General features: G+C 33.3%; 17 protein-coding genes. 5 read left to right on the forward strand and 12 right to left on the reverse strand.

Annotation, left to right across the window (positions count from 1 at the left end):
* Window positions 1–22 precede the first annotated feature (22 nt).
* The 6 genes from ACHRWY_RS16500 to ACHRWY_RS16525 all read right to left on the reverse strand — a co-directional run bounded on the left by ACHRWY_RS16500 (window position 23) and on the right by ACHRWY_RS16525 (window position 5,391).
* On the reverse strand, window positions 23–862 hold the full coding sequence (locus tag ACHRWY_RS16500) for an ion transporter (protein WP_395356145.1): 840 nt from the start codon (window positions 860–862) through the stop codon (window positions 23–25).
* Between the two features lie 30 nt (window positions 863–892).
* A complete protein-coding gene (locus ACHRWY_RS16505; RefSeq protein ID WP_395356146.1) occupies window positions 893–2,254 on the reverse strand; it encodes an exonuclease domain-containing protein in 1,362 nt (453 codons plus the stop codon).
* Between the two features lie 180 nt (window positions 2,255–2,434).
* The gene (locus ACHRWY_RS16510) at window positions 2,435–2,707 is read right to left on the reverse strand and encodes a four helix bundle protein (RefSeq protein ID WP_395356259.1); all 273 of its coding nucleotides are present in this window, start codon (window positions 2,705–2,707) and stop codon (window positions 2,435–2,437) included.
* Window positions 2,708–2,769: 62 nt separating this feature from the next.
* Complete coding sequence (locus tag ACHRWY_RS16515; protein ID WP_395356147.1) at window positions 2,770–3,429, reverse strand: YggS family pyridoxal phosphate-dependent enzyme; 660 nt, start codon at window positions 3,427–3,429, stop codon at window positions 2,770–2,772.
* Between the two features lie 12 nt (window positions 3,430–3,441).
* Window positions 3,442–4,335, reverse strand: a complete 894-nt coding sequence (locus ACHRWY_RS16520) for a 3-hydroxyacyl-CoA dehydrogenase family protein (RefSeq protein WP_041518720.1) — start codon at window positions 4,333–4,335, stop codon at window positions 3,442–3,444.
* 90 nt (window positions 4,336–4,425) lie between these two features.
* A complete protein-coding gene (locus ACHRWY_RS16525) occupies window positions 4,426–5,391 on the reverse strand; it encodes a Gfo/Idh/MocA family protein (RefSeq protein ID WP_395356149.1) in 966 nt (321 codons plus the stop codon).
* 143 nt (window positions 5,392–5,534) lie between these two features.
* Here ACHRWY_RS16525 and ACHRWY_RS16530 point away from each other — a divergent pair, with 143 nt between their 5' ends.
* Entirely contained in the window at window positions 5,535–6,176 is a 642-nt protein-coding gene (locus ACHRWY_RS16530; RefSeq protein ID WP_173973188.1) for a protein-L-isoaspartate(D-aspartate) O-methyltransferase, read from the forward strand.
* A 33-nt stretch (window positions 6,177–6,209) separates the two neighbouring features.
* On the opposite strand, the gene ACHRWY_RS16535 is transcribed toward ACHRWY_RS16530, so the two are convergent.
* From ACHRWY_RS16535 to smpB, 3 genes are all read right to left on the reverse strand, one after another.
* The gene (locus tag ACHRWY_RS16535) at window positions 6,210–7,259 is read right to left on the reverse strand and encodes a Fic family protein (RefSeq protein WP_395356151.1); all 1,050 of its coding nucleotides are present in this window, start codon (window positions 7,257–7,259) and stop codon (window positions 6,210–6,212) included.
* Window positions 7,260–7,363: 104 nt separating this feature from the next.
* Window positions 7,364–8,014: a hypothetical protein gene (locus ACHRWY_RS16540; RefSeq protein ID WP_395356152.1), complete on the reverse strand. Its 651-nt coding sequence runs from the start codon at window positions 8,012–8,014 to the stop codon at window positions 7,364–7,366.
* A gap of 61 nt (window positions 8,015–8,075) precedes the next feature.
* Complete coding sequence (gene smpB, locus ACHRWY_RS16545) at window positions 8,076–8,531, reverse strand: SsrA-binding protein SmpB (protein WP_395356153.1); 456 nt, start codon at window positions 8,529–8,531, stop codon at window positions 8,076–8,078.
* Between the two features lie 139 nt (window positions 8,532–8,670).
* Here smpB and ACHRWY_RS16550 point away from each other — a divergent pair, with 139 nt between their 5' ends.
* Window positions 8,671–9,309, forward strand: coding sequence for a hypothetical protein (locus ACHRWY_RS16550; protein WP_395356154.1), 639 nt, complete (start codon window positions 8,671–8,673; stop codon window positions 9,307–9,309).
* Window positions 9,310–9,407: 98 nt separating this feature from the next.
* Complete coding sequence (locus ACHRWY_RS16555) at window positions 9,408–9,635, forward strand: VF530 family DNA-binding protein (protein ID WP_395356155.1); 228 nt, start codon at window positions 9,408–9,410, stop codon at window positions 9,633–9,635.
* Here the strand turns inward: ACHRWY_RS16555 and ACHRWY_RS16560 are convergent, their stop codons facing one another.
* From ACHRWY_RS16560 to ACHRWY_RS16570, 3 genes are all read right to left on the reverse strand, one after another.
* The gene (locus ACHRWY_RS16560) at window positions 9,636–10,190 is read right to left on the reverse strand and encodes a DUF3575 domain-containing protein (protein ID WP_395356156.1); all 555 of its coding nucleotides are present in this window, start codon (window positions 10,188–10,190) and stop codon (window positions 9,636–9,638) included.
* Between the two features lie 133 nt (window positions 10,191–10,323).
* Window positions 10,324–10,875 carry a GNAT family N-acetyltransferase gene (locus tag ACHRWY_RS16565; protein WP_395356158.1) on the reverse strand — a complete coding sequence of 184 codons (552 nt, stop codon included), beginning with the start codon at window positions 10,873–10,875 and terminating at the stop codon, window positions 10,324–10,326.
* 7 nt (window positions 10,876–10,882) lie between these two features.
* On the reverse strand, window positions 10,883–11,734 hold the full coding sequence (locus tag ACHRWY_RS16570; RefSeq protein ID WP_395356160.1) for an aldose 1-epimerase family protein: 852 nt from the start codon (window positions 11,732–11,734) through the stop codon (window positions 10,883–10,885).
* Between the two features lie 186 nt (window positions 11,735–11,920).
* On the opposite strand from ACHRWY_RS16570, the gene ACHRWY_RS16575 reads away from it, so the two are divergent.
* On the forward strand, window positions 11,921–14,191 hold the full coding sequence (locus ACHRWY_RS16575) for a M1 family metallopeptidase (protein ID WP_395356162.1): 2,271 nt from the start codon (window positions 11,921–11,923) through the stop codon (window positions 14,189–14,191).
* 467 nt (window positions 14,192–14,658) lie between these two features.
* Window positions 14,659–15,300, forward strand: coding sequence for a GNAT family N-acetyltransferase (locus ACHRWY_RS16580; protein ID WP_395356164.1), 642 nt, complete (start codon window positions 14,659–14,661; stop codon window positions 15,298–15,300).
* The last annotated feature ends 14 nt before the right edge of the window (window positions 15,301–15,314 follow it).

The following is a 15,314-nucleotide window of genomic DNA, read 5'->3' on the forward strand; positions in this document are numbered from 1 at the left end:
CAATCTAAAATAGCTTCTTAAATTAATTAGCAGGTAATTCTGTTCCGCATTGGTAACAATATTTAGCGCTGTCAAAATGAACCTGCGAATTGCATTTTTTGCATATTTTACTGGTGCTGACAGCATTATTTTTAAGACTGCTTTTTGCGAATTCAGCCGTTACAATTCCGGTTGGAACAGCTATTATTCCATAACCCAGGATCATAACTAATGCCGCGACAAATTGCCCCAGGGGCGTTTGAGGGGAAATATCCCCATAGCCTACTGTTGTCAGGGTAACAATTGTCCAGTAAATAGCCATAGGAATACTGGTAAAACCGGATTCTTTACCTTCTATCAGGTACATTATCGAACCAATAATAACGGTACTAATGAGTACAAAATAAATGAAAACCAGAATTTTTTCTTTACTGGCTTCAATCGCTTCGCGAAGTTGTACTGATTGATGGGAAATTTGCGGGATGTGCAGTATTTTGAATAATCTGAAAAAACGTAACGCCCGGACAATAGATAAAATGCTTGCTCCCGGAAAAAAAATAGACAAGTACATGGGCATTACCGCCATTAAATCAATGATTCCGTAGAAACTAAAAATATATTTAACGGGTTTTTGAATCGAAATGATTCTTAAAATATATTCGATTGTAAAGAATATGGTAATGACCCATTCGCAAATAAGAAGTTGTGTATGGTATTTTTGGTTGATTCCCTGAACCGTTTCCATCATAATCAAAATAACACTCAATAATATCAACCCCAGTAAAACTAAATCGAACATTCTTCCTAAAATGGTGTTGGTGCCATATAAGATGATTTTGATTTGTTCTCTGAAAATTTCGTATTTTGATTTTATTTTTTTCATATCCACGAAGGTAATGAAAGTTTTGATGTGTTAAAAATGAAGTATTTTAAGGGACTTGCTTTTGCGAATGTGATTCTGGATAATATTTTTAACATCACGGTTGTGCTGCATTGGGATTAAAATATTTTTCAGGATTTCGATATTGGTAACTTGATAATTAAGATCGTAATAGGCATACCCTTTATAGATTCCGTTTTCGATTAATATTGCACTTCTTTCATTTACATTTCGGCCTCTGTCCAGCAAAATCAGGCTTTTGTTTTCGAAACTATTTTCGGCTATAAATTGCTGTACTCTTAAATTGTAAATTTCCGGACTGACTTCACCCATACAGGCACCATCACATTCCTTAATTTTATATTGAAAACATTCTTTTTTGGTTTGATATAATCCGGTTAATTTTTGACACAAATGATATTTTGCCGTGAATTTGAAGAGTGCATTTTTGCCTTCTTGTAAAGAGGCAAACGATGTAACTTCTTTTTTACGGCCGTCGGCTTTTTCAAGCTTTAAATTTAAATAACCATTAGTATCTTTTTCTGCATAAACAGCAAACGGAAAGACGGTTTTTTTCTGTGAGCGGTTGTATTTGGGACGGTTTATTTTTACTTCTTCACTTTCTTTTAAAAGAGCGATTAGTTCACTTCCCGTTTCTTCATACGTAATGGTAAAAACTTCCGCCTGAATCTTTTTACTTTTTGTTGTGATTCCTGTAAAATGCTGGTTGACCCTTTTTTTGATATTTTGGCTTTTGCCAATGTATATTAAAGTACTGTTTTGATTGTGAATGTAATAAACACCGGTTTTAGCAGGCATTTGTGTTAAAATGTCTAAAAATTTAGGCGCAATTCCTTTTTCAACTTCTAATTTTATAAAATCTTTTACGATTGTTTTTTCTAAGTCTTTTTCGAGAAGCATTTTAAACAACTTGGTTGTTGCCATTGCATCTCCGCTGGCACGATGTCTGTCTGCCATTGGAATTCCGAGTGCGCGAACTAATTTTCCTAAACTATAAGAAGGCTGTTCCGGAATTAATTTTTTTGCCAGTTCAACTGTACAAAGGGTTCTGGCTTCAAAATCATATCCTAAACGTCTAAATTCGGTTCTTAGAATTCGATAATCGAATGAAGCATTATGTGCCACGATAATGCAATCAGAAGTGATTTCAATAATTCTTTTTGCTACTTCAAAAAACTTTGGTGCAGAACGCAACATAGCATTATTGATTCCGGTTAATTTCACCACAAAGGGCTGAATCGGAATTTCGGGATTGACAAGGCTAATGAATTGGTCTACTACTTCATGTCCATCAAATTTATAGATGGCAATTTCGGTAATTCCTTCTTCATTAAACTGGCCTCCAGTGGTTTCTATGTCTAGTATTGCGTACATTTTCAATGTCAATTTCAAAAATCAATGGCAATATCAATTTCAAAAATCAATTTCAATTTTTGAAAATTGTTATTGTAATTGCCATTGTCATTGTAATTGAATTATTTTTTATTTATTATCATTTTTGAGGAAATTGCAATAAGTTGTTCTACTTCAATTAGAAGTTTGCTTCTTTTATCGCTATCTCCTTCTTTCTTTACTATAATCTGGAATTTTTAATGAGTTTCTGGACTCTTTCAACTCTTTTATCACTAATGAAACTTTAAAAATAAAATTTTTGTCAGTTATTGTACCTTGTGCTTCTCCAAAATTTAAGGAAGCACTTCCGGATGATCTAATGAATTGATTTTTATAATATTCATTTTCAAATAATCTTTCTAATTGTCTTGTAAAGAAAATGCATTCTCCTGCAAATCGAACTAATCGATCTTCAAAATTGAATATTTTTTCTATTTACATTATTGATTTATGCTTTTAAAATTTGATATTGATTTTTGCAATTGATATTGAAAAATTTATCTTCCTCCAAAAATGCTGCTTCCAATGCGAACCATTGTGCTTCCGCATTCTATGGCAAGTTGGTAATCTCCTGACATTCCCATTGAAATGGTATTCAGATTGCAGTTTTCACATTGCAATGATTTAATGCAATCAAAAATAGATTTTAAATGTGTAAATTCTTTTTTAATCTGGTTTTGGTCTTCTGTAAATGTTGCCATTCCCATTAATCCTAAGATACGAATATTTTTCATCTCTTTGAATTCTGATGAAGATAATAATTCGTTTAATTCGTTTTCGTCCAGACCAAATTTAGATTCTTCTTCGGCAATATATATTTGAAGCAGACAATCTATTATTCTATTATTTTTTAAAGCATGTTTGTCGATTTCCTGCAATAATTTCAAACTATCAACGCCATGAATCAAACTCACAAATGGTGCCATAAATTTGACTTTATTTGTTTGAACATGACCAATCATGTGCCATTGAATATCTTTTGGCATTTCTTCGTGCTTATCAGCCATTTCCTGGATTTTGTTTTCTCCAAAAATGCGCTGACCAGCTTCATAAGCTTCCATTAAATCAGAAACAGGTTTAGTTTTAGAAACGGCAACGAGAGTTACATGTTCCGGTAAACTTGTTTTGATTGTATTTAAATTCGATTGTATCGACATGGTATTTCTTTTTTATGAAAGGATAAATTGCTTAGAGATTTTCTCTGCTTTTTTACTTTCACTGTAATCATAAAAACCTTCACCGGATTTTACACCCAATTTTCCTGCTCTAACCATATTTACTAATAGGGGGCAAGGTGCGTATTTGGGGTTTTTGAAACCTTCGTACATTACGTTTAAAATAGCAAGGCAAACATCAAGACCAATAAAATCAGCTAATTGAAGTGGTCCCATTGGGTGTCCCATTCCTAATTTCATTACCGTATCGATTTCATAGACGCCGGCTACTTTGTTGTATAACGTTTCAATAGCTTCATTTAGCATAGGCATCAGGATTCTGTTTGCTACAAAACCTGGGTAATCATTTACTTCAACCGGAGTTTTTCCTAATTTTTCAGATAAATCCATAATGATTTTAGTGACTTCATCGCTGGTATTGTAACCACGAATAATTTCGACTAATTTCATAATTGGTACCGGATTCATAAAGTGCATTCCGATAACTCTTTCAGGATGTGATACTACAGCCCCAATTTGTGTAATGGATATGGAAGAAGTATTTGTTGCTAAAATAGTATTATGGGAACAGGCTTCGTTTAGTTGTTTGAAAATATTGAGCTTTAGCTCTACATTTTCTGTAGCAGCTTCCACAACCAGATCAACGCCAACAACACCGTCCTTAATATCCGTATAGGTAATAATATTGGTGATTGTTTTGGCAACTTCTTCCTGAGTGATAGTTCCTTTAGACAACATACGGTCTAAATTGGCGGCAATTGTTGCCATTCCTTTGTCTAGTGATTTTTCAGAAACATCAATAAGTTTTACAACAAAACCACTTTGTGCAAATGTATGAGCAATTCCGTTGCCCATTGTTCCAGCACCAATTACAGCTATAGTTTTCATTTTATATTAGATATTATATTTATGATTTAGCCACGAATTCACCAATTGGTTCGTGAATTCGTGGCTAATTTTATTTTTAAAAACGTTCAATTATTTATCGAAACAATCAATAATTTGATAGGCTACTCTCAAAGCATCAGTTGCTTGTTCAAGTGTCACTACTGGAGTTGTATTAGTATTTATTGCATTTGCAAATGATTCTAATTCATCCAATATAGCGTTGTTTTGTTCCACATCCGGATTGGTAAAGTAGATTTGTTTTTTTACTCCTTCGGCATTTTGCAGGATCATATCAAAATCTCCGGGGATTTCAGGAGCATCTTTCATACGTACTACTTCGCATTTTTTTTCTAAAAAGTCAACGGAAATGTAAGCGTCTTTTTGAAAAAAACGTGTTTTACGCATATTTTTCATCGAAATTCTGCTTGCCGTTAAATTGGCTACACAGCCGTTTTCGAATTCAATTCTGGCATTGGCAATATCGGGAGTTTCGCTAATTACAGAAACGCCACTGGCATGAATGTCTTTTACTTTTGAATGAACGACACTTAAGATAGCATCAATATCATGAATCATTAAATCCAGAACTACAGGAACATCTGTACCACGCGGATTAAATTCAGCCAGACGATGTGTTTCTATAAACATCGGATTTTCGATCATGTTTTTTGTAGCAATAAACGCCGGGTTAAAGCGTTCTACATGACCAACCTGACCTTTTACGCTATATTCTGCAGCTAAAGCAATAATTTCTTCAGCTTCATCAACAGTGTTGGCAATTGGTTTTTCTATGAAAATGTGTTTTCCTGATTTGATTGCTACTTTAGCACATTTGTAATGTGAAAGTGTTGGAGTTACAATATCGATTACATCCACAGCGTGGATTAATTTTGCAATTGTGCTGAAGTTTTTATAGCCAAACTCTTTTGAAATTCTTTCGGCATTTTCCTGATTTTCGTCGTAAAATCCAACTAATTCGTATTTGTCAGATTGTTGTAATAAGCGTAAATGTATTTTACCAAGATGACCAGCACCCAAAACTCCTACTTTTAACATGAGAATGTATTTTAAACAAAAATATAATTTATTTGTTGAAAGTAAAAGTGAATGCAATAAAGATTTAGCGATTTAATAATTAAAAATCAATATTTGATTTCCTATTTTGTTTCTTATTTTTGCCAAAATAAAACCTACCCATTTTGAAAGACACTGCCAAACATCAAGGACTTCGTAATCAATTAGTAAGTACTTTAGAACAAAAAGGAATTACGGATAAAGCGGTTTTGGATGCGATAAAAAAAATCCCAAGACACCTTTTTCTGAATTCAAGTTTTGAAGATTATGCTTATCAGGATAAGGCATTTCCTATAGGAGCTGGTCAAACCATTTCACAGCCATACACCGTTGCTTTTCAATCGCAGCTATTAGAAGTTAAAAAAGAACATAAAATCCTGGAGATTGGTACCGGTTCAGGGTATCAGACGGCAGTTTTATGTATGCTTGGTGCTAAGGTTTTTAGCGTAGAAAGACAGAATGAATTATTTAAAACGACTTCAAATTTATTTCCAAAATTAAATATTCGTCCTAAGCATTTGTCTTTTGGTGATGGTTACAAAGGTTTACCAAGTTATGCACCGTTTGACAGTATTATTGTTACGGCTGGCGCACCATTTATTCCGCAGCCTTTAATGGCACAGCTTAAAATAGGAGGAAGGCTGGTTATTCCGTTAGGGGAAGATGTTCAGATTATGACTTTATTAATTCGTAAAAACGAAACGCAATTTGAAAAACATGAGTTTGGAGAGTTTCGATTTGTTCCTTTATTAGAAGATAAAAATTAAAACAAAACCCACTAATTAATAGTGGGTTTTGTTTTATTGAGCAATAATACCAATATATCGTTCTAAGTTTTCTTTTTCGATTTGAGCAACAAAGAGCAAAAAGTCTTCTTTGTCATTTTTGATCTGAGCGGTTTCTAAAGTTTGATAGTACAGCATACGGTTATCATAATCTCCTTTAATATTGGCGATTATATATCCTTTTTGCAATAAAATTAAATTCATTACCAAACGGGAAGTTCTTCCGTTCCCATCGATAAAGGGATGAATTGTCACTAGTCTTTCATGCATTTCGGCCGCTAAAATAATAGGGTGTACTTTATTTTTATTGGTTTCGTACCAAATGAAATAATCTTCCATTTCCTTGGCAATCATAAAAGGTTGTGGTGGTGTATGTATATTGCCTTTTATCATAACTTGTACTTTTCTGTAACGGCCCGCATCTTCCGGAATTATCCCACGTAATATTAAATTATGAATTGATAAAAGATCACGTTCGTTTAATGAAACGTTTCTTTGTATTAAATCTTTAATGAAAGCAATTGCTTCGTGATGGTTAATTGCCTCCAGATGCTCACGCATACTTTTGCCTGAAATGGTCAATCCTTCATTAATAACCATATCTGTTTCACGAAGTGTCATTGTATTTCCTTCAATTCGATTACTTTCAAAAGTATATTCTAATTCTAAAGCCTGGGTAATTCTATAGCTGTCATATTGACGATAACTGTCTAATTTTGCTTTTAGAAGATCAATTTCCTTCAAAAGATTTTCCAACGTTTTAGAAATTTTTAATTTTGAAACAGTTTTATTGTATTTAATTTCCTGTTCTGCTACCATTAAGGCTTTTAAGGCAAATTCATCATCTCCAATTTCATATAGAATCTTTTCTTTTAGCCACACAATCATTAAGGTTTCAAAATCAATCTCCAAAAGTTGCGAAAGTTTTGAGATCTGTTCTCTGGTTGGTTTTCGCGTTCCTGATTCAAATTTGCTTATTAATGCCTGATCAATCCCCAGAATTTGTGCCACTTCACGAGTTTTTAATCCTTTTTGCTCTCTTGCATTTTTAAGAAGTGTTTTCATTTTTTTAATGCTTTAAATTGTCTTGACGGAATTTGTCATTTTTGGTTGTAATAAAAAAGCAATATTTTTAAATATTGCTTTTTTATTACATTATATTTTATTCTTTATATTTTACTTTTTGGAGGAAGAGAGCCATCTTTTCTCATTTCCTGTACAACAGCCTGCATGATTGCATCTACTGTAGTGCCCAGGTCGGTGACATAATCTGATTTTGTTGTTCCTGTCCAGATCAGTTTGTTTTCTTTTAATGAAAAAACATTAGTTTCTACCATATACGAAGTAGTTTCCTGATAATATCCGGGATCATAAAAGCTGGGAGAGTACATTCCGTACCAATTTCCAAAACCATAACCATACATTCCGCTATATAAGCCGTCAAATCCGCCATAATACATTCCTGTGTAAGTGCCTGGAACATAATTCGTTTCTTTTTCGGTACTTACTAAGCGTAAAGTAATGACACCATCAAAATTCTCATCCTGCAATATTTTTAATTTTTGCTCCTGAGTAAGTTGTTTAGTAGTTTCGTTTAAGTATTGATAAGAAGTTTTAAAAATTTCATTACTGGCGGCAATTCTATTTTCTGTTACCCTTCTTGAAGCTTCATCTTTTAGCAGGGCGACAACCAGAACTTTTTTAAAATGTTCCTGTGCAACGGTTATTTTAGGATCTCTCCAGCTATTCACAATAGAAGTATTACTGCCACAACTTGTTATTACAAGACTTGCGATGAAAATAATGAAGTACTTTTTCATAATTATATTTTATTTTTGTAGTAAAAATAGCAATAATTCTTTAAATAGTACCGTTCTTACATCAATTAAAAGCTTTTTTAATTCGGTCTAAATCACGTTTTGTATCCTGTTCTTTGAGAGACTCACGTTTGTCGTAGTTTTTCTTTCCTTTACAAAGGCCTATTTGTAATTTTGCTAATCCTTTTTCGTTGGTGAATAATTTTAGGGGAACAATAGTTAACCCTTTTGCCTGAACACTTTTATGAAGGCTTTTTAATTCCTTTTTGTTCAAAAGCAATTTTCGTTCACTTCGTGATTTGTGATTAAACTGATTTCCAAACGAATATTCTTCAATATAGGTATTAATAGCAAAAAGTTCTAAATTGCTGAATTCACAAAAACTTTCTGTGATATTCGCTTTCCCTAATCTAATCGATTTAATTTCGGTTCCGGTTAATACAATTCCGGCAGTATAAGTGTCGATTATCTCATAATCAAATCGAGCTCTTTTATTAAGTATGTTGACTGTTTTTAACATAAATGCAAATGTAAACAAAATTGAAAAACTTTGGCATTCAAAGATAATTAAAGATTTTTTTTAATCTATGATTTAAATCATTTTTGAACGTAAAGCTTACTACTAAGTTTGTTAAATAATTTAAAAAATAAACTTAGAAATGAAAAAAATTTTAACATTCGTAAGTATTGCGTTCATTGGTTTAACTGCAAAAGCACAAGATTCTAATCAAGGGTTAAAAGGAGCTTGGTTTGCCACATCTCAGTTTGGTTATCAGCAAACAAAAACTGCTGATGTAAAGAATACCAGTTTGTCAGTATTGCCAATTGTAGGAACATTTGTTACGCCTTCGGTTGCGGTGGGCGCAGGTATAGGATATATTAATATTAAAGCAGATTCGGATGCCGGAACTGCAGCAAAAACAGATTTGATTGTTATTGAGCCATTAGCAAGAAAATATTGGAATGTTGCCGGTTCTTTATATTTCTTCGGACAATTGGCATTGCCTGTTATTACCGGAAAAGAAAAAGAGAGTGAATTAAAAGTAACTCAGGCGGGATTAGCTTTATCAGGAGGATTTGATTATTTTGTAACCAAGAATTTCTCAGTTGAGTTTTCTTATGACCTGGCTAACTTTACCTCTACAACTCTGGATCCTAAAACGGGCGAAAAAACTACAGTAACTAATTTTGGATTAGCTCATGTAGCCAATGTTGATTCGTATTATAATACCGCCTTAAAAGGAAGTGCACCAAATTTAACTTCTCCACTTTCTTTTGGATTTAAATTCATATTCTAAATTTTTAATGAATTGTTTTAGGTCAATTCGTTAGTTTTGCAAAAAAGACCGCACTTTTTTAAGTACGGTCTTTTAGTATTATTTTAAAATATATAAATATGGAAAGTCAGTCAAAAGATCCTCTTCACGGAATTACACTTCAAAAAATAGTAGAAGCATTAGTTGACCATTATGGCTTTGATACTTTAGCAGAATTGATTCCGATAAAATGTTTTACTTCAAATCCAAGTGTCAAGTCAAGTTTAACTTTTTTAAGAAAAACCGATTGGGCCCGTAAAAAAGTAGAAGATTTATATCTAAAATCGCTCCCTAAATTTGCGAAGTAATTACAACTTGTAGGAAATCATAACACCGCCACGGTAAGGAAGCCATTCGCCGCTTTTGTTCCAATTTGGAGCTTTTTCATATCTTCCCGGAGTTCCATCATTGTAATATCCATGATAAAAGCCCTGATGCCATCCGGCTCCGGCAAAAACATCCAGTAAAAATTTATCACTTAATTTAATGTTGTACCCAACCGTAACACCTAAGCGGTAACCAAAACCATGTTCGTATTTGTTGGTATCCCAGTAATTCCATTTTTGAATTTTGTACATATCAGGACCAGCATGACCACCTACATAAAAACCGTTGTATTTTTCTTTAAAGTGATAACGTACTTCAGGAGTTAGCGTATAAAATTCCATAGGACTATGTCCATTAAAAGATTGCCAGAAAGAAGCCATTACATCTACACTAAAAGTCATTTTTTCTCCAATGCTGGTTTCAATACCAACATTAGGTATCGCAACCAAAGCCGTAGCAGCATTGAACTTAATAAAAGTTTGACTTTGAGATTGAATCGAAAAGAAAAGAACAGTTAGAATCAAAAATTTTTTCATAATAGTGGGGATTTCGTGGGGTAAAATAAGGCTTCATTACTTATTTCGCGTGCAAATATAACGTAAACCATTAATTACTATTATGTAAATACTTTAATTTAACAGGAATGTTTTTTGAATCAGATACGTGAAATTACTTAGGTTCTAGTAATGAGTAAACTACACTGTCTAAGAAATGGCCTTCAAAATATTCGACCTCTTTAAAATGGCCTTCTTTTATAAAACCAAGTTTTTGTAAGACTCTTTCCGAAGCATAGTTGTCAGGATCAATAACGGCTTCTATTGAGTGTAGTTTCATTTTGTTAAACCCGTAATCAATGAGTGTTTTTAATGCTTCCGGAATAATTCCTTTTCCGTGAAATTCAGGCAATAACATATAGCCAATTTCTGCGCGATGATGTTCCGGCTGTATTCTGTAAAATCCAATAATACCAAGAAGTTTTGGATTGTCTTTTAGAGTTATGCCCCAATTGATTCCAATATTTGTTACAATTTTATCTTCAATCATGGCAATATGCTCCAGGGCATCTTCATTATTTTTGAGTAATGGGCGTGGAATATATTTCATGGTTTCCGGATTCGAACGTAATTCGAAAACCTCATTGACGTCATCGTTTGTAATTCTTTTTAAAAGCAAACGTTCTGTTTCTATTACAGGGAACGGAGTAAAGTTAAATTCTAACATTTTTTGATTATACTATTTTTATACTAAATTTTGAATGAAAAGTTTGATTGGCTTCTAAAGTTAAAATGCCTTCCTTTTTAAATAAATCTCCAGAATTTTCAGCGGTATCAGAATAGCCCAGCCAAGGTTCAATACAAATAAAATGCGCCTGATCTTTAGTCCAGATTCCTAAACTCGGAAAATCTTCAAAATCAACTTTTACATAAGGTTTAGAGTTTTCCAGGATAGTAAGGGAATTTGATTTTAATGTTTTGAAAATCAAAGCATCATTCTCGAATAACTTATAATCTAAAGGAACCAAATTATGACTGGTTTCTAAAACCCGGGTATTGTTAGAAATTAAATCATTCTCTAAAAGATAGTATTTTAAAGTTTCTTCTTTTTCAAATTCAAAAGCATAGTTTTTAAACTTTTCAGGTAAAGCTATCGCCGGATGAGCTCCTATTGAAAAAGGCATTTTTACAGCAGCTTTATTAATTACTTTGTATTCAATACGTAATGAAGCCTCTTCAAGAGTGTAAATAAGTTGAAGTTCAAATTCAAAAGGATATTTTTTTAATGTTTCTTCATTGGATTGTAATGAAAAAGTAGCGCTATTTTCAGTTTTAGCAATTAATTCAAATTCCATATCACGTGCAAATCCATGTCTGGTTAAGTGATATTCTTTCCCGTCAATTGTATAAGTATTATTCTTTAAAGTTCCCACAATCGGAAAAAGTACCGGAGAATGCTTTCCCCAGAAATCAGGATTCCCTTCCCAGATGTATTCTTTGTTTTGATTGTCTTTTAATGAAAATAATTCAGCCCCGGAATGGTTTATACTAGCGGTTAATACTGAATTTGAAATAGTTGTGTTCAAAATGTTTAAGATTGTAATGGGTTAATTTTAGATTGATGTAAATATATTTGATAAATTTTAGTTTTTTAAGAAAATCCTTCAAAATATTTTTTTGATAAAATTTTGCTAAAATTCAATTTATGATTCTTGTTTTCTCTCTAAATAGCTTTTTTTTTCATTAATTTGCTACATAAACAGCTAAAAAATATGAAAATACAATCCTCAAGAGCCTTATTAACCATGGCTTTGTTTGTTGGAATTTCTTCTGTTTGGGCGCAGGAAAAGCCTGCAGCAACAGCAGTAAATCCAGTCAATAATTATAATTACCACGATGCGTTTGGTCCCAATTTTTATACAAAGAACGGAACACCAACGCGTTCTGCCAGCGGTCAGCCTGGAGTTGAATACTGGCAAAACAGAGCTGATTATCAGATAACAGCAAAGTTAAACGGAACTACAAATGAAATTATTGGTACAGATGAAATAACCTATACCAATAACAGTCCGGATAAAATGTCATTTGTGTGGCTGAATCTGGATCAAAATTTATTTAAAGAAGATTCCAGAGGAAATTCCGTTGTGCCTTTAACAGGAAGCCGTAATGGCGCTCAGGGTCAGGTTTTTGATGGAGGAAATAAGATAAAATCGGTAAAAGTAATTACGACTGGAAAGAAAACGACCGAGGTTGAAGCCAAATACGTTATTACAGATACCAGAATGCAGATATTTCTTCCCGAAGTATTGGCATCAAAAGGAGGAGCAGTAAAAATCAGGATAGAATTTTCATTCATAGCTCCTTTTGAAGGATCTGACAGAATGGGAGTTTTAGAAACGAAAAACGGAAAAATTTTCACTATTGCACAGTGGTATCCACGTATGTGTGTGTATGATGATGTAAAAGGATGGAATACGGCGCCTTATTTGGGAGCTTCTGAGTTTTACTTGGAATACGGTAATTTTGATGTAAAACTTACAGTTCCTGCCAATCATTTTGTTGTGGGTTCAGGAGAATTGCTAAATGGGGCCGAAGTGCTGCCGGCGGAACAATTTAAACGTTATAAAGAAGCTTCTTTAAGTGATAAAACGGTATCGATACGTTCTGCCGAAGAAGTTGCTGCTACTGCAAACGCAAATGCTTCAGGACTAAAAACATGGCATTATCAAATAAAAAATGCACGTGATTTTTCATGGGCATCATCACCTGCTTTTATTTTAGACGGAGCAAAGATTAATTTACCAAGTGGTAAAAAAGCCCTGGCTTTATCAGCTTATCCTGTAGAAAGTGCAGGAGAGGGTGCTTACGGACGTTCTACTGAATATGTAAAAGCGGCAATTGAAAATTATTCTAAAAGATGGTTTGAATACCCTTATCCGGTAGCCACAAATGTTGCCGGAAACGAGGGGGGAATGGAATATCCGGGAATTGTTTTTTGCGGATGGGAATCAAAAGGGCAAGATTTATGGGGAGTTACAGATCATGAATTTGGCCATATCTGGTTTCCTATGATTGTAGGTTCAAATGAAAGGTTATTTGGTTGGATGGATGAAGGTTTTAATACTTTTATCAATTCATTAAGCACCGCAGAGTTTAATAAAGGGGAATATGTAGAAGCTCCAACAGATTTTCATAAAGGAGCAGAATCTTTTACAAGGCCTGATCTGGAAACTGTAATGAGTTCTCCGGATAATATGAAGGAGGCTAATATTGGTATGTTGTGTTATTTTAAGCCAAGCACAGCTTTGATAATCCTGAGAGAACAAGTATTAGGAAAAGAACGTTTTGATACTGCTTTCCGTACTTACATAGAGCGTTGGGCTTATAAGCATCCACAACCGGATGATTTCTTTAGATCTATGGAAAATGTTGCGGGTGAGGATTTAAGCTGGTTTTGGAGAAGTTGGTTTGTAAACAACTGGCGCTTTGATCAGGGTATTAATTCAATTAAATACATCAAAAATGATCCTGCAAAAGGAGTAGCTATCACTATTGAAAATTTCGATAAAATGGCCATGCCGGTTATTTTAGATGTGAAAACAAAAAGCGGAAAAGTTTCAAGGGTAAAATTACCTGTCGAAGTTTGGCAGCGTAATAGTGTATGGACTTTTAAACATAATTCTACTGAAGAGATTGAAAGTATAACACTTGACCCGGATCATATTTTTCCAGACAATAATGAAGGAAACAATATATGGACAGCAGGAAAAGGCAGCATAGAGAAAGATGTAATTTTAGATGGTTATGTAGGAGCTTATTCTACTTCAAGAGCGCCATTGAAAATTGATTTTACAGAAAAAAACAGTACACTCAATGTAGAGATTACTAATTTTCCTAAGTTTTCAGTAGTTCCTGTTGAGAACGAAAAAGATACATTTCAGTCTAAAAGTGCGGGATTAAAATTTAAATTTAATGATGCAAAAACAGGATTTGATATGATTATTTTAGAAAATGGACAAACTATTCCGTTTACTAAAAATTAACAGCCTTAATTACAGAATGTTTAAAGCCCGATAGTTAGCAGTAACTATCGGGTTTTCTGTTTTTTAAAAATAACATTTTATTAAAAAAATGTTAGATTTTGTTTTTTTTGTTTTGTAAATTAAAAAATAGTGTACTTTTGCACCGATGAATAAAATAAGTTTACATATAACTTCTTTGTCACGGACAAACCTGCCTGCTACTTCTCCCGAAGTACGGATGCTATCTCTATAGTATTCACAGAGTTTTTCGCCGCGTATTTATTTATATTCATTTTTCATTTTGAAATCACATCATTTGTCCCTTGGACAAACATATCCTGAAAGTATACATCATTTTTTTAATTTTCTTAATCAAGTTTTTGATTTTGAGAATGTTACTTCTATTATGTCTATTTTTGTTGGATTGATTTCTGGATTTCAAACTAAACAGTACGTTTTAATTTTTAACTCTAACTTCAACTATTGAAATGAAAATCTCTATTGTTGTTACTCAGGAAGAACACTTCAAGTTCGCACAGGAAATTTGCGATACAATAGAATCCTCTGCCTTGTTAAGAGGTACAGGGATTGCTAAAAGAACTCCTGAATACATTCAGAAAAAAATGTCGAACGGTGATGCGATGATTGCTTTAGCAGATGGAAAATTTGCAGGTTTTTGTTATATCGAAAGTTGGCAACACGGAAAATTTGTGGCACATTCGGGTTTAATTGTACATCCGGATTACAGAAGTTTAGGTTTGGCAAAAAAGATCAAATCAAAAGTCTTTGATTATTCCCTAAAAAGATACCCTGACGCTAAGATATTTGGAATTACAACCGGTTTGGCTGTAATGAAAATCAATTCTGATTTAGGGTATAAACCAGTTCCTTTCTCTGAACTTACAACTGATCCCAGTTTTTGGGCAGGATGCAAAACCTGTACCAACTATCAAATTTTACAAAGCAAGGAAAACAAAATGTGTCTTTGTACCGGAATGTTGTACGACCCGAAGGAAAAACAAAAAGATCCGCCAAGACATCCTTTTAACGAAGCTGTTTTGAAAAGATTGAAAAAAATAAAACAAGCCTTATTTTTAGGTAAAATATTGTCTTTTGGCTTTTTATCTTAAGAATATCAATTAAA

Source organism: Flavobacterium sp. FlaQc-48, from assembly GCF_044007335.1.
Lineage (GTDB): Bacteria > Bacteroidota > Bacteroidia > Flavobacteriales > Flavobacteriaceae > Flavobacterium.

Bases quoted from the DNA above. Each gene is read 5' to 3' on its own strand.
- ACHRWY_RS16500 (WP_395356145.1), bottom strand. From the start codon at position 862: ATGAAAAAAATAAAATCAAAATACGAAATTTTCAGAGAACAAATCAAA.
- ACHRWY_RS16505 (WP_395356146.1), bottom strand. From the start codon at position 2,254: ATGTACGCAATACTAGACATAGAAACCACTGGAGGCCAGTTTAATGAA.
- ACHRWY_RS16515 (WP_395356147.1), bottom strand. From the start codon at position 3,429: ATGTCGATACAATCGAATTTAAATACAATCAAAACAAGTTTACCGGAA.
- ACHRWY_RS16520 (WP_041518720.1), bottom strand. From the start codon at position 4,335: ATGAAAACTATAGCTGTAATTGGTGCTGGAACAATGGGCAACGGAATT.
- ACHRWY_RS16525 (WP_395356149.1), bottom strand. From the start codon at position 5,391: ATGTTAAAAGTAGGAGTTTTGGGTGCTGGTCATCTTGGTAAAATACAT.
- ACHRWY_RS16535 (WP_395356151.1), bottom strand. From the start codon at position 7,259: ATGAAAACACTTCTTAAAAATGCAAGAGAGCAAAAAGGATTAAAAACT.
- ACHRWY_RS16540 (WP_395356152.1), bottom strand. From the start codon at position 8,014: ATGAAAAAGTACTTCATTATTTTCATCGCAAGTCTTGTAATAACAAGT.
- smpB (WP_395356153.1), bottom strand. From the start codon at position 8,531: ATGTTAAAAACAGTCAACATACTTAATAAAAGAGCTCGATTTGATTAT.
- ACHRWY_RS16550 (WP_395356154.1), top strand. From the start codon at position 8,671: ATGAAAAAAATTTTAACATTCGTAAGTATTGCGTTCATTGGTTTAACT.
- ACHRWY_RS16555 (WP_395356155.1), top strand. From the start codon at position 9,408: ATGGAAAGTCAGTCAAAAGATCCTCTTCACGGAATTACACTTCAAAAA.
- ACHRWY_RS16560 (WP_395356156.1), bottom strand. From the start codon at position 10,190: ATGAAAAAATTTTTGATTCTAACTGTTCTTTTCTTTTCGATTCAATCT.
- ACHRWY_RS16565 (WP_395356158.1), bottom strand. From the start codon at position 10,875: ATGTTAGAATTTAACTTTACTCCGTTCCCTGTAATAGAAACAGAACGT.
- ACHRWY_RS16575 (WP_395356162.1), top strand. From the start codon at position 11,921: ATGAAAATACAATCCTCAAGAGCCTTATTAACCATGGCTTTGTTTGTT.
- ACHRWY_RS16580 (WP_395356164.1), top strand. From the start codon at position 14,659: ATGAAAATCTCTATTGTTGTTACTCAGGAAGAACACTTCAAGTTCGCA.